This is a genomic window from Actinomyces sp. oral taxon 171 str. F0337, assembly GCF_005696555.1.
GTDB classification, from domain to species: domain Bacteria; phylum Actinomycetota; class Actinomycetes; order Actinomycetales; family Actinomycetaceae; genus Actinomyces; species Actinomyces oris_E.
In genome coordinates, this window is the sequence record NZ_CP040005.1 from 568,450 (window position 1) to 590,222 (window position 21,773).

18 protein-coding genes and 1 pseudogene are annotated in these 21,773 nt (G+C 65.0%); 12 read left to right on the forward strand and 7 right to left on the reverse strand.

The genetic code is table 11. The annotated features are described in order from the left end of the window. The first annotated feature begins 2 nt into the window (after window positions 1-2). Window positions 3-950, forward strand: coding sequence for an NmrA/HSCARG family protein (locus tag FBF36_RS02450; RefSeq protein WP_034491162.1), 948 nt, complete (start codon window positions 3-5; stop codon window positions 948-950). Between the two features lie 194 nt (window positions 951-1,144). On the opposite strand, the gene FBF36_RS02455 is transcribed toward FBF36_RS02450, so the two are convergent. The 5 genes from FBF36_RS02455 to FBF36_RS02475 form a co-directional block, all read right to left on the reverse strand. Next, entirely contained in the window at window positions 1,145-1,822 is a 678-nt protein-coding gene (locus tag FBF36_RS02455; RefSeq protein WP_009393782.1) for a hypothetical protein, read from the reverse strand. 749 nt (window positions 1,823-2,571) lie between these two features. Then, complete coding sequence (locus FBF36_RS02460; RefSeq protein WP_009393784.1) at window positions 2,572-4,776, reverse strand: DUF6571 family protein; 2,205 nt, start codon at window positions 4,774-4,776, stop codon at window positions 2,572-2,574. Between the two features lie 55 nt (window positions 4,777-4,831). Further along, window positions 4,832-5,116 carry a hypothetical protein gene (locus tag FBF36_RS02465; RefSeq protein WP_138137123.1) on the reverse strand — a complete coding sequence of 95 codons (285 nt, stop codon included), beginning with the start codon at window positions 5,114-5,116 and terminating at the stop codon, window positions 4,832-4,834. Window positions 5,117-5,256: 140 nt separating this feature from the next. After that, window positions 5,257-6,480: a homoserine O-acetyltransferase MetX gene (metX, locus tag FBF36_RS02470; RefSeq protein WP_009393788.1), complete on the reverse strand. Its 1,224-nt coding sequence runs from the start codon at window positions 6,478-6,480 to the stop codon at window positions 5,257-5,259. A gap of 11 nt (window positions 6,481-6,491) precedes the next feature. Next, window positions 6,492-7,916, reverse strand: a complete 1,425-nt coding sequence (locus FBF36_RS02475) for an O-acetylhomoserine aminocarboxypropyltransferase/cysteine synthase family protein (RefSeq protein WP_009393789.1) — start codon at window positions 7,914-7,916, stop codon at window positions 6,492-6,494. A gap of 837 nt (window positions 7,917-8,753) precedes the next feature. Here FBF36_RS02475 and FBF36_RS02480 point away from each other — a divergent pair. Further along, a complete protein-coding gene (locus FBF36_RS02480; protein ID WP_138137125.1) occupies window positions 8,754-10,163 on the forward strand; it encodes an NlpC/P60 family protein in 1,410 nt (469 codons plus the stop codon). An 81-nt stretch (window positions 10,164-10,244) separates the two neighbouring features. On the opposite strand, the gene FBF36_RS02485 is transcribed toward FBF36_RS02480, so the two are convergent. Beyond that, entirely contained in the window at window positions 10,245-10,745 is a 501-nt protein-coding gene (locus tag FBF36_RS02485) for an inorganic diphosphatase (RefSeq protein WP_009393796.1), read from the reverse strand. Window positions 10,746-10,979: 234 nt separating this feature from the next. Here FBF36_RS02485 and dacB point away from each other — a divergent pair, with 234 nt between their 5' ends. The 6 genes from dacB to folE all read left to right on the forward strand — a co-directional run bounded on the left by dacB (window position 10,980) and on the right by folE (window position 18,792). Further along, a complete protein-coding gene (gene dacB, locus FBF36_RS02490) occupies window positions 10,980-12,377 on the forward strand; it encodes a D-alanyl-D-alanine carboxypeptidase/D-alanyl-D-alanine-endopeptidase (RefSeq protein WP_009393799.1) in 1,398 nt (465 codons plus the stop codon). 81 nt (window positions 12,378-12,458) lie between these two features. Further along, complete coding sequence (locus FBF36_RS02495) at window positions 12,459-13,661, forward strand: zinc-dependent metalloprotease (protein ID WP_138137127.1); 1,203 nt, start codon at window positions 12,459-12,461, stop codon at window positions 13,659-13,661. Window positions 13,662-13,776: 115 nt separating this feature from the next. Next, window positions 13,777-14,331, forward strand: coding sequence for a hypoxanthine phosphoribosyltransferase (gene hpt, locus FBF36_RS02500; protein WP_003789094.1), 555 nt, complete (start codon window positions 13,777-13,779; stop codon window positions 14,329-14,331). 210 nt (window positions 14,332-14,541) lie between these two features. Next, complete coding sequence (locus tag FBF36_RS02505; RefSeq protein WP_034490797.1) at window positions 14,542-15,852, forward strand: hypothetical protein; 1,311 nt, start codon at window positions 14,542-14,544, stop codon at window positions 15,850-15,852. 248 nt (window positions 15,853-16,100) lie between these two features. Further along, a complete protein-coding gene (gene ftsH / locus FBF36_RS02510) occupies window positions 16,101-18,167 on the forward strand; it encodes an ATP-dependent zinc metalloprotease FtsH (RefSeq protein ID WP_009393190.1) in 2,067 nt (688 codons plus the stop codon). Between the two features lie 52 nt (window positions 18,168-18,219). Further along, window positions 18,220-18,792 (forward strand): GTP cyclohydrolase I FolE, encoded by a 573-nt coding sequence (gene folE / locus FBF36_RS02515; protein ID WP_009393189.1) that lies wholly within the window; start codon window positions 18,220-18,222, stop codon window positions 18,790-18,792. Window positions 18,793-18,852: 60 nt separating this feature from the next. Here folE and FBF36_RS02520 read toward each other — a convergent pair whose 3' ends face one another. After that, complete coding sequence (locus FBF36_RS02520) at window positions 18,853-20,073, reverse strand: ATP-binding protein (protein ID WP_034490795.1); 1,221 nt, start codon at window positions 20,071-20,073, stop codon at window positions 18,853-18,855. A gap of 64 nt (window positions 20,074-20,137) precedes the next feature. On the opposite strand from FBF36_RS02520, the pseudogene FBF36_RS02525 reads away from it, so the two are divergent. From FBF36_RS02525 to FBF36_RS02540, 4 genes and pseudogenes are all read left to right on the forward strand, one after another. Beyond that, window positions 20,138-20,302 (forward strand): annotated as a pseudogene (locus FBF36_RS02525) (GTP cyclohydrolase I); the annotation flags it as partial. A gap of 49 nt (window positions 20,303-20,351) precedes the next feature. After that, window positions 20,352-20,762, forward strand: coding sequence for a YvaD family protein (locus tag FBF36_RS02530; RefSeq protein ID WP_009393186.1), 411 nt, complete (start codon window positions 20,352-20,354; stop codon window positions 20,760-20,762). 116 nt (window positions 20,763-20,878) lie between these two features. Further along, window positions 20,879-21,232, forward strand: a complete 354-nt coding sequence (locus tag FBF36_RS02535; protein ID WP_034490799.1) for a DMT family transporter — start codon at window positions 20,879-20,881, stop codon at window positions 21,230-21,232. Continuing rightward, entirely contained in the window at window positions 21,229-21,552 is a 324-nt protein-coding gene (locus FBF36_RS02540) for a DMT family transporter (protein WP_009393184.1), read from the forward strand. Before FBF36_RS02535 ends, FBF36_RS02540 begins: the two co-directional genes overlap by 4 nt. The last annotated feature ends 221 nt before the right edge of the window (window positions 21,553-21,773 follow it).

A 21,773-nucleotide genomic window follows, 5' to 3' on the forward strand; every position in this document is an offset into this window, starting at 1 on the left:
ACATGTTGGATACGCCGATTATTGCTGTTGCCGGTGCAACCAGCAAGCAGGGGCGCAGTGTTGTGAGATCGTTGCTGCAGGGCGGAGGCTACAGGGTGCGGGCACTTACTCGGGATCCCGCATCGCAGGTAGCGCAGAGCCTTGAACGTCAGGGTGCTGAATTGGTGACGGGGTCGCTTTCGTTGGGGAGTGATAATGAGTGGGTTGACGCCTTTTCCGGTGCTCGTGCTGCATTCTTGATCACCCCTCCCACTCCTCCGAGAGGATCTCGCGAATATGACCTGGGGTGTCGGATCGCTGATGCTGCAGTGAGGGCAGGGGTTGAACACGTTGTGTTTAGTGCCTTGGAGAACGTTGATGAGATCACAAGTGGAAAGTTGTTCGCCCCTCATTTCACCGACAAGGCCCGGATTGCGGAGTACATCAGCGGCTTGCCTGTAGCCAGCACTTTTGTAATCCTCTCATTTTTCTACACCAATTTGATGGAGTATTATGTTCCCAGGGTGGAAGGTGGCTCGCTTGTCCTCCCTATATATCTTCCTGAAGATTTTCGGGCGCCGTTCGTCGATCCTGTCACGGCAACCGGTCCGGCTGTACGGGAAATCATCAGCAAGCCGGAGAAGTATGCCGGGGAAACCTTACCGATCGTGGGTGATGTAGTCTCCCCGCGCGAGATGGTGAGAGTGTTCCAGGATGTTACCGGGCTGCAAGCCGAATATCGCGATGCGTTCACGTATGACGGGTTGGCGCGCAACTTTCCTGAACTGGTTGCCGACGATCTTCATGCGCAGGAGATCCTGGGGATGGTCAACTATGCTGCTGAGTACGGTTACTTTCGGCAGGATCGTGACCTGGAGTGGAGCCGCAGTATAGACCCGGAGGCGCTCACGTGGGAACAGTTCCTCCGTGCCACGGGTTGGCGCGGAGAGGCTCGTTCATATGGATTATGATCCTGGAACTTGATGTCCGCTCCACGCGCTGATGCGATCGGCACTTGTGGGGCCTGAGAGGGCGTGCTGAGTCTCGCGCCACAAGGTGTTCATGTGTCGGTCTTCGCTGCGACCTCGAAGACGGTTCTCTCACTCACCGGCCAGGAAGTCGCGCAGGATCGCGTCCATCTGGTCGGTCTCAGTTGGGGATGTTGTCACGGCGATGGTGACGGCCATGGTTTCAGGGGCGTGGCGCCACCGTCGTGAATTCCTAGCACTCGAGCGGTATCTTCGTTTTGTGGGTAGAATGTCAGCTCCTGTGTGGGGCCCGCAGCCACCTGGGGGACATGTGGAGCGAAGAGTTCCGTGATGGACTTAGCGATGGAACCGCCGTTGGCTATCTTCTCGACATCCGATTTTCGTTTAATGAGGACAGTGAGGATAGTGGTGTCCGGGTATCTCCATACTGCCGCCCAGTTACCGGTTTCCAGGGGGATTGTCACCCCTTCACCTGTGACGCCGTCCAGGGTGAATCGGGTTGCACGCTCCAAGGCTGCCGCTTCTGCGTAGGTGTGAGCGTCGTACAATGCCGGAACATCCACTTCATCGAGCGCTTTCTTCTGTTGGTATTTAACCTGGAACCCGTCTACTTCGCCTTTCTGTCCAATGAAACTGGATACATAACATCCGTAGGATCCCCAGGAGAACTCGTTGTTGTGTTCGTAGAAGAACAGTTCTACCTGCTGTCCCAGCTTCTCTTCGACCGCCCCTGCGGTGGTGGCTTCACATACTGGAATATTAGCGGCAACAGCGGCCGTGCTTGAGGCGGATACCTGAGCTGATTGGATAGAACTGATCGTCGAGCATCCCGCAAGAAGCAGTGAGGTCACCATGAATCCGCAGATGATGCGCTCGTGAGAGCTTTGGAGTGGTTTCATCGTTGACTGTGGCTGTGCCTTGAAATTTGAAAAATGTGCAGTGAGGATCAGGGTTTTCGTTAGGGGAAGCTGGATGTGTTGTCTGGCCCGGTTGCTATCGAGGGAACTTTGTTTCCGATTTGCTTAAGGAGTGATGTGAGAATTCTCGTATTCTGTGTTTTCAGCCTATCCTCGTCTCCACCTTGGTTGCTCATTGTCATAGAAAGAACGTATCCGTCTCGGTACTCCCAGGCAACGGCCGATTTTCCTAGTGCGTCGGTGATAGTGACGCCACGTCCCTCCATTCCATCAATATTTAAAGGTGATGCACTTTTCAGTGCCGCTACACTTTCAAAGTTCCTCGATCCATCTCCTGGCACTCCGATCGCTGATGCAGCACGGTGGTCATACATGATCTCGATCATTGGTGTTGGTGGGGTGGATCCTGAGAAAAGAATGTAGCAATGTAGCTTTGTTGTCGTTTCTGTGTGTTTGTGGCTTGAGTGGAAGCTACTAGGCTTTCTTTTTATTGCAGCGGATATCTGTGATGCTGTTGCTAGGTCACAAACGACCGTGTCATCCGGCATCGTTGTTCGAGTGCTTGAATTAGTCGGGGCGATTCCCTTGTGGCAAGAAGTCAAAGCAATGAAACATGCAACAAAAAGCGACAGTGTAGCAAATATAGACATTTTTGATGTCTGTTTAAAATGTTTTGCCATCTCATTTTAACTTCCGCTGGCCTCGGTGCCACTAGGCTTCCCGTGTACTCTTAGATTTGTCGCCGCTTCTGCGCCGTTGCTTCGGCTGCCAGCGTAGTTTCCATTAAAGTCGTCTTCTATTCCATCTAAGGTTGGACTGCTGTGGTCCTGCTGGATAGACGACGTCCACGATTTAACTTCCTTGTATGTTTCGGGGTTCGCATTTTTTAGGTCGACTTTATAGTTTCCGTCGTTTCCTTGAGTGATCCATTTGTAGTCTCTCTTCTGATGGTTATCTTTTTCGAAGTCCTGCTGATCTAGTAGCCCGGAATTGGCGGCTTCTTGTACGGCTGATGCGTACAACCCTTCGTTCGGGGCTGCTGTCATGGCGGAGGTTCTCTGAACCGGCTTGTTGTTTCCATTGGTCGCGTCGGCAATTACGGGCGTCAGCATCGTTGTAAGTGCGGGTTTCGCGACCTGAGCGACAGCTGAGTTAACAACCATTCCTGCCGGTCCGCCCTCGATCGCACCAAGTCCGGCGAGCGTTGTGTCTGTGAAGACATTAATCGCAGCTCTAGAACTTGCTGAAGCAGCTTCCGCTTTCTTTTCACTATCTTTGTTCATGGCTTTCGCTTTTTCGTCTGCCAACCCTGCGAGAAAACCTGTGGCCATAACTCCATCATTGTATGCCAAATTTATAGACTTTACTTGCTCGGTCTTATCGTTCGGGTACTGGGCCATTCTTTCCTGCGCTCGTCGATGAGTATACTCCCCAATTCCGGCGCTCACCGTTGCTGTCGCATCGGGACTGTCTGCGATTTTATATCCAAGTGCGGTGATATCGTTGTATGTTGCTCCGGGGAGTGTGTGTGTCTGATTTGGTAGCCTTGGGTCGGTGGGGCTTCCGCCTGCCCACGTCGCTGTAACCTCAGGTGCGCAGTTTCCCAGGATCATGCCGACGCGAGTTTTAGCATCGTCATTGTAGAACTCTTCCTTTCCGTAGGAGGCAAGATTATGAATCGCTGTACCTGTGGCATCACTTGCGCGGGCGGCTTCCTCCGTAGAGGACGAAGCGCGTTTTGTTGACAAAGCGGCGAGGGCTGCGGTGAATCCAGAGTAGCCTGCAGCGGCTCCAGAGTAGCCCGCAGACTCCCAGTTTCGCTGTGCAAGTCTTTCCATTCTGGTGGTGTCGGCATCAGATTTCGAGCCTTTAGCTGGAGGTGCAAGAAAGTGCATGGCTGCATCTGGATTATTTCCCATTGCATCCAGCACTCCCGCCATTGGGTCAAAGGCTCTATCAGTAAGAACCTGGCCGAGTCCAGGGTAATCTAGCGTTCCAGGCACAAGTTCGCCTGCGGCACTTTTGTAGTAAGGGTCTTTCTTTGCTTTCTCAGCATACTGCCGAACTTTCTCCCAATCGATTTTTTCTAATCTGGGAGCCAGTTCATCTAGGAAACTGGTGGTGAAGTTTAGGTCATTTATGTGGTCACCATTAGTGTCATGGCCGCCCAGCATTGAATTGAGTACAGTGATGCGGCCATAGTGACCATCCTTGTTGACTGATGAGTATATTCTTTCAGCAACATCGGCAGTCTCCTTGGCGCTCCAGGTGTGTGATGCGCTGGCGAGCAACGTACCGAATAAGCCTGCTAAGTCTTTCCCGGAATCCGGGTAGCTGCTCACTCGATTTTTTTTATCATAGAAAAAGTTTGTGGCGTCTAGTGGTAACTGAGTGAGGTTCTCTGCCCCGATAGTGTCGATCACCCCTCGAGAGTAACTGGCATTGTCTTTGTTGGCGTCCATCGACTTGTTGATGTCTTGGTAGCTGCGGCCACTCTTGGGTTTGCCGCCGCCAAGGACGGTTTGCAGGTCCTTGGCATCTAGCGCTCCTTGGCTCCAGGTGTCGAACTCTTTCTTTCCTCCTTTCAAAACCGTGTCGGGAACGTTCTCCACCGTTATCGTTCCGCCGTCCATCTTGGCTACGCCACTCTGATTGAGCTCGATGATGCGGTTCATCTCGCTCTCGATTCGATCGGCGCAAGAACGAACATCATTGATGTGGGTGGCTGAGTTGTTGCAGAACGTATCAACCGCTTTTGAAGGTGAGGGGTCTCCCAGGTTCTCACTCTCCCTGTCGATGCTCGCTCGGGCGCGTCCTGCCTCATCGGCCTTGTCTCGAAGTCCTTTGATCTTCTTTTTCAAGTTGTCAGGATTGAGCTTGATGGTGCCCATTTGTGAATCTTTCTTTGATGTTACTGGTGAATATAGTAATAAGGTGTTGCTCGATTCAGTCGTCTTTTAGGGCGTCAGAATCTTTTTCCTGATTGAGCGTGTCATAAAGCCCAGCAAAGTCGCCTGCCAGGTTATTAAGGGGCTCTGTGACTGAGCTGGCCTCCTGATCTGCGAGAGTGGATGTCCACGTGTCCGCGGCATTGATGCCCTGGGCGTACGTGCTCCCCGGGTTGGCTGCTTCTCCGTTCGGCCCGTCCTCGAAACCCAAGGACTTGGTCTTGGTGCCAACGAAGTCGGCAAGCTTTTGAAGGTTCTCGCGAGTCTTGGCCTTGTCCGCCATGCGTCTCTCCATTAAATATGTGAACGGTCGGCTAGATGGCGTCCACTGTAGGTGCAGTGGTGAGGATGCTCAAGCGGTTTCAAGGTGCAGTCCAACCCAACGAGCGCTTCGGACTCCTGCTGGGTGGCCGGTTTGAGAGGTCAGGAAGCTTCAGTCAGGAAGTCGCGCAGGATCGCGTCCATCTGCTCGGCCTCGATGAGGAAGCCGTCATGCCCGTGCAGGGAGCTGATCGTCTCGCGCCGCGCGCCGGGGATGCCTTCGGTCAGCTCCTCGGCCTGGGCGGGCAGGAAGAGCCGGTCGGAGTCCACGTCCACCACGAGCGTGCGCGCCTGCACCCTCGCCAGTGCGGCCTCGATGCCGCCGCGCCCCGTGCCGACGTCGTGCACCATCATCGAGTGGGTGACGATGAGGTAGGTGTTGGCGTCGAAGCGCGCCAGCAGCTTGCCGGCGTGGTAGTCCAGGTAGGACTCCACCTGGTAGCGCCCGCCCACCGCCGGGTCCTCCTCACCCTGGTGGCGCCGCCCGAAGCGCTCATCGAGCTCGGCGGCGCTGCGGTAGGTTGTGTGCGCCAGCGCCCGCGCCAGCCCCAGTCCCCGCACCGGTCCCACCGAGTGGGAGTAGTAGTCGCCGTCGAAGAAGAAGGGGTCGGCCACGATCGCCAGCTCCTGCAGGTGGCACCAGGCCAGCTGGTCGGCGGTCGTTGAGGCGCCCGTGGCCACCAGCGCCAGGTTGCGCACCCGCTGCGGGTGGGTGACCCCCCACTCGATCGCCCGGTGCCCGCCCAGCGACGCCCCGATGACCAGATGGAAGACCTCGATCCCCAGGGCGTCGGCCAGGCGCGACTCGGCCTCGACGGCGTCGCGCGTGGTCAGCCACGGGAAGCGCGACCCCCAGGGGCGTCCGTCCGGCGCCGTCGACGACGGGCCCGTCGAGCCCTGGCAGCCGCCCAGGATGTTGGCTGCCACCACGAAGTAGCGCTCGGTGTCGACGGCCCGCCCGGGCCCCACCAGGTCCGACCACCAGCCCGGCGTCGGGTGCCCGGGCCCCGCCTCCCCGGTGACGTGGGAGTCGCCGGTCAGCGCGTGCAGCACGAGGACCGCGTTGTCGCGCTGCGGGCTCAGCTCCCCCCAGGTCTCGAAGGCCAGGACCGTGTTGGGCAGGACCTCTCCGGACTCCAGGGGCAGGTCCCCGATCTCCAGGAACCGACGGTGCCCCGGCTCGTCACCGGGCCGCCAGGCGCCCGTGGGGGAACCGGCCTTGCGGTCCACCAGCTTGGAGGAGGCCGTCCCCACGCCGAAGGCGGCCGGCTCGGTCTCGGCGCTGCCGCTGGAGACGGGGTAGGAGGAGGACGTGGTCGCACTCATGGCACGCCGCCTCAGGCCCCGGCCGTTGTGCTCGCGTCGCCCGCCCCGACGGCCCGGGCCGTGGCCAGGCCGCGCTCGAGGTCGGCCAGGATGTCGTCGATGTGCTCGATCCCCACGCTCAGGCGCACGGTCCCGGCGCTGATCCCGGCCGCGGCCAGGCCGGCATCGTCGAGCTGGGAGTGCGTCGTGGTGGCCGGGTGGATCGCCAGCGAGCGCACGTCCCCGATGTTGGCCAGGTTGGAGAACAGGCTCAGGGCGTCGATGAAGGCCGCCCCCGCCTCACGCCCGCCGGCCAGGTCGAAGGTGACGATCGAGCCCGCCCCGCGCGGGCAGTACTTGCGGTGCAGCTCGTAGTAGGGGCTGGAGGTCAGTCCCGAGTAGCGAACCGAGGCGACGTCATCGCGCCCCTCGAGCCACGTGGCCACCGCCAGGGCGTTGTCCACGTGCCGCTCCATGCGCAGCGAGAGCGTCTCGATGCCCTGGGCGATGAGGAAGGCCGAGTGCGGCGCCAGCGCGAAACCGAGGTCACGCTGGCCCTCGGCGCGCGCCTTGAGGATGAAGGCCAGGTTCGCGCCCAGCGGGCTGCCCACGCCCAGGTCCCGGGCGTAGACCAGGCCGTGGTAGGAATCGTCGGGCGTGTTGAAGCCCGGGAAACGCTCGGGCTGGGCCGCGAAGTCGAAGCTGCCCGAGTCCACGATCACGCCCGCCACGGACGAGCCGTGCCCGCCCAGGAACTTCGTCGCCGAGGCCACCACGATGTCCGCGCCCCACTCGAAGGGACGGGTCAGGAAGGGTGAGGCCACCGTGTTGTCCACGACCAGCGGGATGCCCAGCTCGTGCGCGGCCGCCGAGATCGCCTCGATGTCCAGGATGTCGCCGCGCGGGTTGGGGATCGACTCCCCGAAGAAGGCGACGGTGCGCTCATCGGCCAGCGCCGCCCAGGCCGCCGGGTCGCCCGTGTCGTCCACGAGGCGCGCCTCGATGCCCAGCCGCGGCAGGGTGTGGGTGAGCAGGTTCGTGGTACCTCCGTACAGGGAGGGCGAGGCCACGATGTTGTCGCCGGCCCCGCCCAGCGTCACGAGGGCGAGGGTCGTGGCCGCCTGACCCGACGACGTCAGCAGCGCCCCGACACCGCCCTCCAGCGCCGCGATCCGCTGCTCGACGATGTCATTGGTGGGGTTTGTCAGGCGCGTGTAGATCGGGCCCAGGTCGCTCAGGGCGAAGCGGGCGGCCGCCTGATCGGCCGACTCGAAGACGTAGGAGGAGGTCTGGTAGATCGGGATGGCCCGAGCGTGGGCGGGTTCGGACATCGGGTCGTGCCCGGCCTGGACCTGCTTGGTCTCGAAGCGCCATCCCGCCGGGCTGGTGGGGGAGGGGACTGGATCCGCGCTCTGGGGGGCGGCCTGGTCGGGGGTGGTGGGGCGCTGGTCGGTCATGAGGACTCCTTGGTGGTTCCCGGTGACCGGCGGCGATGTCAGTGTCACGAGCGGTGCCTGCCCCGCGCCGGCGATTGCGGCGCGCTTCCGAACGGTTCCCCGGAGCCTGCTGCGACCGGCGTCGGATCCGACCCTGCAATCAGGAGGGAGCGAGGCGTCGTGGCGCTGAGTCGTCCGCCGTCACCGTTGCTGCAACTTCTCGATGGTGCGGGTGAGGGCGGGGACGCGCACGTGGGCCGACGGCGGCGTGCGCGTCAGCTGCGCATTCGCCCCGTGGTGGGGGCGTCCGGCCGAAGGGCCTCAGGACGACGGAACATGTTCCGACTTTAGCGGTTTCCTCCGCGGGCGGTCCAAACGCGTGTCCGCAATGTGGCTGCCCAGAGGGCTCGATGCGGGTGCTGTGTCGGTTCGGTGTCGGTCCGGTGTCGGTCCGGCGCCCCGGCGTCGAGGGGCCGCACCGTTGTGCTCGAGGGTCTTTCGTAAGCGACGATCCGGCCGTTTAAACGCTGATCGACCTGCGCAAACGGTCATTTGTGCCGGATGTCATACCGGTCACGACCGTATGACGAAGGCTGAGAGCCCTGTCGGCGCAAGCGCAATCCATTAACTACAGGGGCGTAAGTTACGATTGTGAATAGTGTGAACTCTGTTTTCAGGTGGGACTAAAGAGACTAGGGTGGTTTTGTCTCATCCGGGCTGACGCTGTCTGCCGTCTTCGTCCCCTCATCTGCTCCGCGCCCTCGTGATCTCGCGGAACGGATCCTGACGGTAGGCCCGCGCCGGTCCCCGGGTGAGGCGTCATCCTCACGTTCAGCCCCATCACGACGGAGAACCCCTGTGAGCCCGATCCCCCCAAGACGGCACGGACACGGTGTCGTCGCCACCGCAGTCGTGGCCCTGGCATGCACCCTGGCGCCCTCGGTGCTTGCCGACCCTGTGGACCAGAGCGATATCGATCGTTCCAAGGCCTCTGAGCGCTCGACCTCCACCTCCATCGCCTCCCTGGAGACTCGGCTCGCCCAGGAGAGCAGCAACCTGGAAGACGCTCAGATCAAGGCCCAGGTCGCCAACGAGGACTACCTGGCCGCTGTCGACGAGCTCAACACGGCCACCAAGGATGCCCAGGCCGCCCAGGCCAACGCCGACGCCGCCACCTCCAGCACCGCATCCGCCCGCTCCGACCTCGGCTCGATCGTCGTCCAGACCTACCAGGAGAGCGGCAACCCGCTCGACCCGCTCACCCCCTACCTCACCAGCGAGTCGCTGGCGGACCTGGCCGACGCCGACGTCGCCCTGGCCCGCGCCGGCGAGAGCAACAACGCCAAGGTCCAGAACGTCGAGGCCCTCGAGACGGTGGCCACGAGCATGCAGGCCATCGCCGACCAGAAGGTCAAGGCCAAGGAGGCCGCCAAGACCTCCGCGGCGACTGCCAAGTCCGACGCCGAGGCCGCTGCCGGCGACGCCCAGAACGCCGTCGCCACCACTCGGACCAACCGCCAGAACCTCATCACTCAGCTGGCCGCGCAGCGCAACACCACCGTCGAGCTGGAGACGAAGTACCAGGACCAGGTCGAGGCCGAGCGCAGGGCCCGCGAGGAGGCCGCCGCCCAGGCGGCCGCCAAGGCGGCCTCGGAGAAGGCCGCCGCCGACCTCGCTCAGAAGCAGGCCGAGCAGGCCGCCGCCCAGCCTCAGGAATCGGCCCCCGCTCCTCAGGAGCAGTCGAGCCGGCCCAGCTCGGGCCAGCGGGCCTCAGCCCAGGAACCCGCCACCACCTCTCAGCCGGAACCCGAAGCGGTCGGCGAGGAGGAAGCCGCCTCCGCTCCCGCTCCCGCCCCGGCCCCCGAGCCCGCGACGTCCTCCGAGCCGGCGCCGTCGCGCTCCGGCAATGCCGCCTCCACCGCGATCAGCACGGCCATGGGCTACATCGGCACCCCCTACGTGTGGGCCGGGGAGTCTGCGTCGGGCCTGGACTGCTCCGGACTGACGATGGTCTCCTACGCGGCCGCCGGTGTTGACCTCACGCACTCCTCGCGCGTGCAGTACGGGGAGGGCGCCCAGGTTCCGCTCGACGCCGTCCAGCCCGGGGACCTGGTCTTCTGGTCCTCCGACGGCAGCCAGTCCGGCATCTACCACGTCGCCATCTACCTGGGCGACGACATGATGATCGAGGCCCCGACCTTCGGCATGACCGTGCGCGTCACCTCCATGCGCTACTCCGGCGTCATGCCCTACGCGGTGCGCCTCTAAAGCGGGGGCGGGCGGTTCGTCAGTCGCGAGCTGTGGGGTCGGTGCGGAGCGTGTATGCCGCCCCGCCCCGTCCGGCTAGCGTCAGTGGCCGTCGCGGGCGACGCGGTCGGCCTCGCGCTGGAAGGACTGGAGGATCTCCTCCTCGGCCTCCTCGCGGCCCACCCAGTGGGCGCCCTCGACCGACTTGCCCGGCTCGAGGTCCTTGTAGACCTCGAAGAAGTGCTGGATCTCCAGACGGTGGAACTCCGAGACGTCCTCGATATCGGTACGCCAGGAGGCACGCTGGTCGGCGCTGGGTACGCACAGGACCTTGTCGTCGCCGCCCTTCTCGTCGCGCATGCGGAACATGCCCAGCGCGCGGCAGCGGATGACGCAGCCGGGGAAGGTCGGCTCCTCCAGCAGGACCAGCGCGTCCAGAGGATCGCCGTCCTCACCGAGGGTCCCGTCGATGTAGCCGTAGTCGTCGGGGTAACGCGTTGAGGTGAAGAGCATGCGGTCCAGGCGGATCCGGCCGGTCTCGTGGTCGATCTCGTACTTGTTGCGGTTGCCCTTGGGAATCTCAATCGTGACGTCGAACTCCACGGGGAGCCTCCTTCGCTCGTGTCTTCAGCTCGTTGGGCGCTGGAACGGTGCCTGGTGGTCGGCGTCGATCCGGCGGGGCGGTATTGATGGCACTAGTGTGGCGCACGACAGCGCCTGAGGTCGGTAAACGCGTACGCTGCACGTCGGTGCACCGGTGGCAGTAACCTCCTGGGCGCCCCACCTACCTGATATACAGGCCATCCCAGCCTGTCCACAACCCAGTCCGGAGGACGTATGCGCAAGGTCCAGACCGCTGCCCTGACGGCGGCGAGCCTGCTGGTTTTCGGCGGCTACTACAGCCTGGGCGATGCTCTCGACCTGCTGCCCGGCCCGGTGACGGTCGCCTACGCCGACGTCGCCCCCCGGCCCTTCCCGACACCGGCCGGCCCCAGCGCCAAGACCGCCGCACCCTCCGGCCTGGATCAGGGGGCTCCCACGCCCTCCAAGGCGAGCCTGGACGGCTACGTCAAGGGTGTGGCCTCTGACGCCGCCCTGACCGGCGGGAACGTGACAGCCTCTGTCATTGATGTCGCCACCGGCGAGGAGCTGCTGGACCGGTCGGCCGCCACCGGGGTGACGCCGGCCTCCACCAACAAGGTGCTCACCGCCTGGGCGGCCCTGTCCTCCATGGGGCCGGGTCACACCCTCCAGACCAAGACCGTCCTGGAGGGGCAGACCCTCACCCTCGTGGGCGGCGGTGACGTGCTGCTGGCTGAGGATGCAGGCGACCCGAGCGCCACGCCCGGCCACGCGGGCCTGGGCGACCTCGCCCGCGCCACCGCTGAGAAGCTCAAGTCCCAGGGGACGACGTCGGTCTCCCTGCGCCTGGACGACACCCTGTTCAGCGGCCCCCAGTGGAACGACAAGTGGGAGGACGGCAACCAGCAGTACGTGGCCAAGGTCCAACCGATCATGGTGGATGTCTCGGCCACCCAGAACCAGGGCTACCCGGATGACCCGGCCATGGAGGCCGCCCAGGCCTTCGCCAAGCACCTGAGCGAGGCCGGCATCACGCTTGATGGCGAGACGACCCGCGCCGCAGCATCCGGTGGGGCCAAGGAGGTGGCCTCGGTCTCCTCCGCCCCGCTGTCCGACGTCCTCTCCGTGTCGCTGAAGACCTCCGACAACACCATGACCGAGGTCGAGGGTCGGCTCGTGGCCGTGCAGGCCAAGGAGACCGCCGACTTCGCCGGGGCCTCCAAGGCCGTGCTCGCCCAGCTGGGCAAGGACGGCTTCGACACCTCCGGGGTGACGCTCCAGGACTCCTCCGGGCTGGCCAAGGGCAACAAGGTCCCAGCCAGGCTCCTGGCCCAGATCCTCGCCAAGGCCGCCGGAGGCGAGGGTGGCTCGGTCGGACGCACCCTCATCGCCGATCTGCCCGTTGCCGCCCTGGACGGGACCCTGAAAAAACGTCTGCACGACACCACCGCGGCCGGGACGGTGCGCGCCAAGACCGGGACGCTGCAACAGACGTCCTCCCTGGCCGGTGTCGTCACCACCGCCGACGGACGCCAGCTGACCTTCGCGGTCATGGCCAACGACTTCTCCAAAGACCACAGCTCGGCGGCGGCGGTCGAAGCTGCGATCGACAACCACTTCGTGGCGCCTCTGGCCTCCTGCGGCTGCTCGTGAGGGACGCGGCAGCGCATCCGGAGGACCGGCGGAAGGCAAGGGCTCGGGGAGCTTGGTGACCTCGGTGAGAAAGGCGTAACGGTGACGACCCAGGGTACTGCGGCGGGACTCGTCGACTGGCGGACGGTGGAGCGCCTGACCGCGCTCATCCCGGCGGGTCCCAGCGCCTCGCGCTCAGCGCGCGCCAGCTCGGTGGCGGTCCTGCGCCGCTCCGCCCAGGAGGCACCGGCCTGGGTCGCCAGGATCACCGGCCTGAACCGGGCAGCCCAGCAGGTCGCCGACACCACGCGCGTGAGCGTCGTGGACCGGGCCGGCCTCGTGCGCGCCTCCACCCGGGCGCTGCGCGGCCTCATGGAGCAGGTGCCCGCTCCGCGGGCCTCGGAGGCGGTCCAGCTCGTCGGGGCCGCCGAGGTCGCCGGGGCGATGAGCCTGCTCGCCACCCGCCTCCTGGGGCAGGTGGTGCCCACGGCTCCGAGCAGGCCCCATGGTCATGGAACCGGCGCTGCGACGTCCCGCACGGCACCGGTCAGCGACATGACGGCAGGCGGAGGCGGGGAGGTGGGGTCGCCGCATCTCCTGCTCGTGGCCCCCAACGTGCTGGCGGTGCGCCGCCAGATGGACCTGGACATGCTCGACCTGCCCGCCTGGGTCTGCCTGCATGAGATGACCCACGCCGTCCAGCTGGCCGCTGCGCCCTGGCTCGGTCCCTACCTGTCCGACTCCATGCGCATGGTGATCGGCGCCGTCGTCGAGGCCGCATACGGCGGTGCCGGTAGCGCCGGTAGTGCCGGTAGCGCTGACGGGGCTGGCGACGCGGGTCCGCAGGTGCGGGGGAGGCGGCCGCAGCGAGGCCGGGCGGTGCGCATTGCGGCGCGCGCCGGCCGGGGGCGGGTCCTCGAGGGACTGATGAACGTCACGGATCGATCCGAGGTCGCCTCCCTGGCCGCTGCCCTGACCTTCCTGGAGGGGCACGCCGAGGTCGTCCTGGATGATGTGCACCCCAACCGGATGCCCTCGGTCCACCGGCTTCGGGCCGTGCTCTCACGCAGCCGCGCGGCCGACGGCGGCATCGGTCCCGGCCCCGGCCTGGGGTCGCTCCTGCTGCACCGCCTCATGGGCCTGGAGGCCAAGGAGGCCCAGTACGCCGACGGTGCCGCCTTCGTGCGCAGCGTCGTGACCCGCATCGGGCACGAGGGGCTCAACGCCGTGTGGACCGACCCCGAGCTGCTACCCACTCCTGCCGAGCTCGCCCGCCCCGACGTGTGGGTGCGCCGCGTGAGCTGAAGTGCCAGGTCGGGGCCCGTTATGGCAGGCTTATGGCGTCGACGCGGACCGGTGGCCTCCCCGGCCCTGGTGGCTCCGCGTAAGCCATGACGACGCATGAGGAAGGCGGGGGCGTATGGACGCCACGGACATGGGATCGGACCTTCAGCAGGTTCTCATCACCGAGGAGCAGATCGGTCAGCGCCTCGATGAGATGGCCGCGCAGATCGACGCGGACTACGCCGGCCGCGACCCATTGCTCGTGGGGGTGCTCAAGGGGGCTGTCTACGTCATGGCGGACCTGTCGCGCCGGCTGCACATGAGCGCGCCGATGGACTGGATGGCGGTGTCCTCCTACGGCTCGGGCACCAAGTCCTCCGGCGTGGTGCGCATCCTCAAGGACCTGGACACCGACGTCACCGACCGTCACATCCTCATCGTCGAGGACGTCATCGACTCCGGGCTGACCCTGTCCTGGCTGGTGGGCAACCTCTCCTCCCGCGGTGCGGCCTCGGTGGAGATCGCCACGCTGCTGCGCAAGCCCGACGCTGCCAAGGTCGAGGTGGACGTCAAGTACGTCGGCTTCGATATTCCTACGGAGTTCGTCGTCGGCTACGGGCTGGACTATGCCGAGCGGTATCGCAACCTGCCGTTCATCGGTACGTTGCGCCCTGAGGTCTACGGGGGCTGACTGATTCAGGGCAACCTTGACAAATCCTGATGGTAAGACGGAAAAATAAAGGACTGCGGCGTCTGGGTGCCGTTGTCGGGCGGTGAGTCGGGGTCCTTGAACTGCGATCTGCCCCCTTTTCAAGGTGGTCGGGGGTGCGTACGTTACGTTAAGATAACAAGTGTGAGTCGCCGGTGACCCCTGCCGGCGGGTGATGTGGAAGGACTGTTGGTGACAGTGAAGAAGGCTGTGCGTCGACGTGCCCCGAGGCTGGTCGGCCTCGTTGGTGCGGTGGTGCTGTCGTCCTCGCTGAGCATCCCCATGATGCCTTCCGTGGCCGCCGAGCCGACCGCTGGCGACACGTTTAATACGGCGGCTGAGATGACGCAGGTCAGAGGTGCTTCCGGCACCCTGACCACTCTCGGTGACGAGGCGCCCGGTGACGGTGGCGGTCTGACCTACAGCGTCGAGAGCACCAGTCCCGAGGGTGCGCTGGGTGCCGTCTCCGTCATGCTGGCCGACGGCCAGTGGGCCGTGCCGCAGGGCCTCCCCACCACCCCGACCGTCGCCTCGGACGGCGCCGCCGCCAGCGACGTGGTGGCCCGGACCCGGTCCTTCGTCAACGCCGGGGGGTCCCTGGTGTCGGACGCGTCGCGTCCCACGCCGCTGTCGGGCGCGAACCCTCGCGCCGGCGGCCCGGGCCCCTACCCGATCACCTCCTCGGCACTGGTGGGCATGGTGCTCTCCGGCTGGGACTACTCGCACACCACCTATGCGGCGGACCAGAACAGCCAGGTCGGCTACCGGGCCGACGTCGGGCACGACCTCTCCGGGAGCTGGAAGCCCGACGACCTGGCCGGCTGGTTCAACTCCCAGGGGCGTCTGTGGCTGAACACGCACGGCTCCATCAACCCCGGGGACATCGTCTTCTTCTCCCGCCCCACGCCCGGCGGGCAGAACGCCCCCGACTCGGCGTCCGCCCAGTCCGCGGTGTTCGGAAACGTTTACGACGTCGGCATCTACGTCGGCGACAACCAGGTCGTGCGGGCCTCGACCGGCACCGCCCAGGCGCAGGCCCTGGATGCCCAGGCGATGGCCGAGGTGGCTCTGGTGGCGCGCCCGCAGTGGTCCGCTCCGGAGACCGGCGCGACCACACCAACGGATCAGCAGCGCCCCGGCACTGGTGCTAGCAGCACTGCGACGCCGGCCCCGGAGGCCTCGGCGTCGGCCTCGCCCCAGCAGGGGACTCCGCAGGGGCCGACTGCAGGGGCCCCGCCCTCCAACGGCGGCTCGGTGCCGGACGGCTCGAGTGCCGGCTCGCAGTCCTCGAGCGGGTCCGAAGGTAGTGACCACAACGAGGTCGTGGTGGGCGCCGGCAGCAGCCATGACACGACGAGGGTCTCGAGCGCCACCGAGCGGCCCGCCGCCCAGAGTGTCCGGGAGCGGTGGCTGCCGGTGACCGGTGCGGCGATCAGTGTGCTGTTCGTGGCGGCGATCCTGCTGTCCGGCGGCCTCATCGTCCTGCGCCTGCGCCGCGTCTGAAGCGGGGACGGTACGCGGGGCGGCTTGGCTGGGCTGCCGAGGACGCACCATAGGGGGCCGGACGGCGCCCCGGGCCGCAGTCCTCGGGCCCTACGGTGCCTCCTCTCGGCAAGACAGCCTCGAACCGGCCGGCTCTCCCGGATCTTCCCGGCCACGCCCGGCGCGAACGTGAGCAAGCGCAATGGGACCTTTGCCGTGCCATCGGCTAACGTCGGAGGGTCAAGTATGTTGAAGGGACCTACCGCACGATGAAAGATTCTGGGCGTGAGCCCGGCCGCAAGGACTCGGATAAGCCGGGCAAGGCCGGCAAGAACGACCGCGGCAAGCGTGACCGCAAGCTCCGCGACACCCTGGGCAACCCGTTCCTGTGGCTGGTGCCCTTCCTTCTGGTCGTCATCCTCGGCTGGGCCGTGTTCTCCTCGATGTTCGGCTACCGCACCATCGACACCTCCGACGGCCTGACGCTTCTGCGGGACAAGCCGGACACGATCAAGTCGATCACCGTCGTCGACGGCAACCAGCGCGTGGAGCTGGACCTCAACACCACCTACGTCCAGCCCAAGAAGAAGGGGATCGAGTCCCGCCCGGTGGGCAAGAAGGTCGAGTTCTCCTACACCGACGCCCAGGCCGAGCAGGTCGACCGCCTCGTGCAGGCCGCCGCCCCCAAGGAGGGCTTCAACTCCGTGGTGCCCACCACCAGCTGGTGGTCCTCCCTCATCCAGCTGCTTGTCCCCGCCATCCTCTTGGGCGGCTTCATGTGGTGGCTCCTGAGCCGCATGGGCGGCGGGCGCGGCGGCGCCATGGGCTTCGGCCGCTCCAAGGCGAAGGTCGGCTCCAAGGAGATGCCCGACGTCACCTTCGCCGACGTCGCCGGCGAGGACGAGGCCGTCGAGGAGCTCGAGGAGATCCGCGAGTTCCTCTCCGAGCCGGACAAGTTCCGAGCCGTCGGCGCCAAGATCCCCAAGGGCGTCCTCCTCTACGGCCCGCCCGGAACCGGTAAGACCCTCCTGGCCAAGGCCGTCGCCGGCGAGGCCGGCGTGCCCTTCTTCTCCATGGCGGCCTCCGAGTTCGTCGAGATGTTCGTCGGCGTGGGAGCCTCGCGCGTGCGCGACCTGTTCGACCAGGCCAAGGAGAACGCCCCCGCCATCATCTTCGTCGACGAGATCGACGCCGTCGGCCGCCACCGCGGTTCCGGCACCGGCGGCGGGCACGACGAGCGCGAGCAGACCCTCAACCAGCTCCTCGTCGAGATGGACGGCTTCGACGCCAACACCAACGTCATCCTCATCGCCGCCACCAACCGCCCCGACGTCCTGGACCCGGCCCTCCTGCGCCCGGGCCGCTTCGACCGGCAGGTCAGCGTCGAGGCCCCCGACATGGCCGGGCGCGCCGCCATCCTCAAGGTCCACGCCAAGGGCAAGCCCTTGACCGACGACGTCGACCTCGACCTCGTGGCCAAGCGGACCCCCGGCTTCACCGGTGCGGACCTGGCCAACGTCCTCAACGAGGCCGCCCTGCTCACCGCCCGCTCCAACGCCCACCTCATCGACAACCGGGCCCTGGACGAGGCCATCGACCGTGTCATCGCCGGCCCGCAGAAGCGCACCCGCGTCATGCGCGACCACGAGAAGCGGGTCACCGCCTACCACGAGGCCGGTCACGCCCTGTGCGCGGCCGCCGGCGCCTACTCCGACCCGGTCACCAAGGTGACGATCCTGCCGCGCGGGCGCGCCCTGGGATACACGCAGGTCATGCCTCAGGACGACAAGTACTCCACCACCCGCAACGAGCTGCTCGACCAGCTCGTCTACGCCATGGGCGGGAGGGCCGCCGAGGAGATCATCTTCCGCGACCCCACCACCGGCGCCTCCAACGACATCGAGAAGGCCACCGCCACGGCCCGCAAGATGGTCACCGACTACGGCATGACCAGCGCGGTCGGTGCCGTCAAGCTCGGCACCACCGAGAGTGAGACGGTCCTGGGGCTCAACGCCACCAACCGTGACTTCTCCGAGCAGGTCGCCGCCACCGTCGACGCCGAGGTCCGCAGCCTGCTGGACACCGCCCACCGGGAGGCCTGGGAGATCCTCACCCGCAACCGCGCCGTGCTCGACGAGCTGGCCGAGGAGCTCCTCACCCGCGAGACGCTCCTGGAGAAGGACCTGGAGAGGATCTTCGCGGCCGTCGTCAAGCAGCCCGAGCGGCCCCTGTGGCGCAGCGACGAGTCCCTGCCCGTCGTCGAGGCCGCCTCCGTCCCTGACGGTGAGTCCGGCGACTCCCACGGCAGCGACGACTTCTGGGGCTACAACCAGTGAGTCGAACCAGGCCCCGGCGGGCCCGGCAGGCGCAGAGAGACAGAGGCTGACCATGAGCTACGACGACGAGGGCGTGCGGCGGGCGGTGCACGACCTGCTCGTCGCCATCGGGGAGGACCCCGAGCGCGACGGGCTGCGTGACACCCCCGAGCGCATGGCGCGCGCCTACGCGGAGATGTTCGCCGGTCTTGGGCAGGACCCGGCCGAGCACGTCGAGCGGGTCTTCGACGTCGGGCACGAGGAGATGGTCCTCGTGCGCGACATCCCCATGTACTCGGTGTGCGAGCACCACCTCCTGCCTTTCCACGGGTTGGCGCACGTGGGCTACATCCCCAGTGAGGACGGGCGCGTCACCGGCCTGTCCAAGGTGGCGCGCCTCGTGGACGGCTACGCCCGGCGCCCCCAGGTCCAGGAGCGGCTCACCCGGCAGATCGCCGACGCCCTCGTCGAGCGTCTGGAGTGCCGGGGGGTGCTCGTGGTGGTCGAGGCCGAGCACCTGTGCATGTCGATGCGGGGCGTGCGCAAGCCCGGCTCCAACACGGTCACCTCCGCCGTGCGCGGCATCATGCGCAACGCCGCCACCCGATCCGAGGCCATGAGCCTGGTCCTGGGCCGGCGGTCCTGAGCCGCCAGAAGACCTCGACACCCGAATCCAGTGGCTGCCTCCCCGGGTGGAATGGTGACTTCATTTCCCGCGTCGACGGCGATGTTGAATCTCTGGGACTTCGAGGCGGGGTACGGCTCGCATCATGAACTTGTCGAAGTCCGGGACGGTGAAGGCAGCATAACCGTGCTGGGGCGTGTATAGCAGCCCCATGTCAATGAGTTGAGATCTGATGGGTGCCACTTGTGATGACTCTCGTTTCATGAGGGAAGCGACATCGGCTGCTTTCTGGGGCTCGGAGCCGAGTTCCGCCATGGCTCTCATGTATGCGGTTTGAAGGGGGGTTGCACGGTCGAGTCGTACGCGGAAGAACGACCCGTCGAGCTTTGCTTCGTATGCTTCTTTAGCGGTACTGATGTCTTCTGCTGTGATGTGGTTTCCGCTCGCCACGATCCATGCTTGGTACCCCAGCTCCTGAATGAAGTACGGGTAGCCGTGAGTGAGGCTGACTGCGAGGTCCACGGCATCTTCGTCGTAGGACACGTTCTCGGTTTCTGCGGGTCCCACAAGTGCTTGCCGGGCTTCCTCGGGGGTGAGGGAGTCGATGCGTGGGAACTTGAACAGTCTTTCGGCATAAGACTTGGCGTCTCCAGCGAGCTCGGCGATCTGTGGTAGGCCGGCTCCCACAAAAGTGATGGGAAGCTTTTTTTGGACGGACTTGTGAACCGCTTGTATGAGTGATTCAAGTTGAACAGTGGTGAGAAATTGAACTTCGTCGATGAGTAGGACGATCCCGGTTTCTTTTTCCTTCGCAACATCTCCTACGGCTAGAAATACGTCCGTGAGGTCTAGCCCTAGGTCGCCGTGATCACCGTAGCCTTCGGATGGGTCTACGTCCCATGTGACGGAAAAAGTGCCGGATTGGTCGATCGATAGCACAAAGGAACTGAGTACTTCTGCGGCGTGTCGAGCGCGTTCGCTCCAGCGGCGACGAGGTGATATGTGTAGGAGTGCTGCGCGAAACTTGGAGAAGATGGACTGACGGAATGCTGTTTCGTCGTGCTTGCTCGCTTCAAGCTCGATTGACTCCCATCCTGCCAGCTCGGCGAGTTCTGCGAACCTGTTAAGCAGGACGGTCTTGCCGACGCCGCGCAGGCCGGTCATAATCATCGATTGCTCTGTCCGGCCTCGTTTGAGCCTCTGAAGTAGGATGGAAAACGCCTCGGTTTGCCCGTCGCGACCAATGAGGACCTCCGGTGCTGCTCCTGCGTTGGGTGTGTACGGGTTGTTGATGTTGTCCACGCGGTCATCTTAGGATCTTTACTTAACTTTATCTAGTTCTAATAAAGTTGGGCTGGGCGTAGGCTGCCGGGGCGTGCTCGTCGTCGTTGAGGCCGAGCACCTGTGCATGTCCATGCGGGGCGTGCGCAAGCCCGGCTCCAACACGGTCACCTCCGCCGTGCGTGGCATCATGCGCAACGCCGCCACCCGATCCGAGGCCATGAGCCTGGTCCTGGGCCGGCGGTCCTGAGCCGCCAGAAGACCTCGACACCGGACAGGACTGGTGAAATAGTGGGGCGATGAGTCCCACGTACAAGAGGCTGCTGGTGGCCGTCGATGCCGGGCTGCTGCTCTACTGGGCGGCCGTCTTCCTCAATCTCATTCCCGAGCACCTGCGTTTCAAGGACTACTCCAACCAGGTCATCCAGGCCTGGAACTGGTCCTTCTTCCCGCTCGACGTCGCCGCCGCACTGACCGTCTTCCTCGGCGCCCACCTGACGCGCGTGGGCAGCAGGGTCGGTGACCTGGTGCTGACGGTCGGGCTCATGCTCACCTTCTGCGCCGGGTTCATGGCGATCTCCTTCTGGTCCTTCTACTGCGACTTCGACCCCATGTGGTGGGGATCCAACGCCCTGCTCATGATCGTCCCGGCGCTCGCCTTCGGCTCCATGGTCTGCAGGCGGCTCGAGACCGTGGAGAACCGGGCATGACGGTCAAGGACGTGCTCTGCTCGTCGACGTGGGGGAGCGTGTGCCGCCCGGGCGCGCCCACGGGCCCGACGGTGCTCGGTGCGTTGAAGGAGTGCCTGGGGTCGACGGGTCGCGGAGTGTGCGCCTGGCCGGCGCTTGGAGGTGCCATCATCTCCGAGGTGTCGGCGACCCTCGCCCTGCGCCAGGCCTTGAACCAACCGGGTTTCTACGTCGTTGTCGGGAGCGGGTACGCGCTGGCCTTCATCCTCCTGTCGTTGACGCTCAGAGCGGGTATGCCGCTCGGCGTCGCCTACGGGCTCTGGTCGGCCGGGGGAGTGGCCGTGACGGCTATGGCCTCAAGACTCCTCTTCGGTGAGCCACTGACTCGCACCATGGTGGCCGGGATTGTGCTCATCATGGCCGGGGTGCTCCTCGTTGAGATCGGGGTGCAGCGCGCGGGTACGCAGGACAAGGACGGTGAGATGCCATGAGCGGGGTCTACCTTGTGGCGGCCATCGCCTCCGAGACCACCGGCACACTGTCACTCAAGCTCGCCTCCGACGGCAAGGGACTACGGTGGTACGGCGTTGTCATGGTCGGCTACCTGGCGGCCTTCGCCATGTTGACCCTGGCCCTCACAGAGGGACTGCCGCTCGGTGTCGCCTACGGGATCTGGTCGGCCGGGGGAGTGGCCGTCACGGCAATCGCCTCACGGCTCCTCTTCAGTGAGCCACTGACCCGCACCATGGTGGCCGGGATTGTGCTCATCATGGCCGGGGTGCTCCTCGTCGAGCTCGGCAGCCCGCACTGACAACGCACTGGACACGATCAGGCCGTTCCTGTCTTGCACGGACTGGCCAAGCGGCCCCCTGAGGTGAGTGGCGTGGGTAGAAGGCTCTCTCGGCCGGGGACATTCGACATCGACGGGTGCAGTCCACGAGCCCGAGGACATGATGGCCTTCCCCGAACGCGCGACGTGTCCCCGCCGGGCGCCATCAGCCCCCGGCTGCGCGGGATATCTCGGCCGGTGCC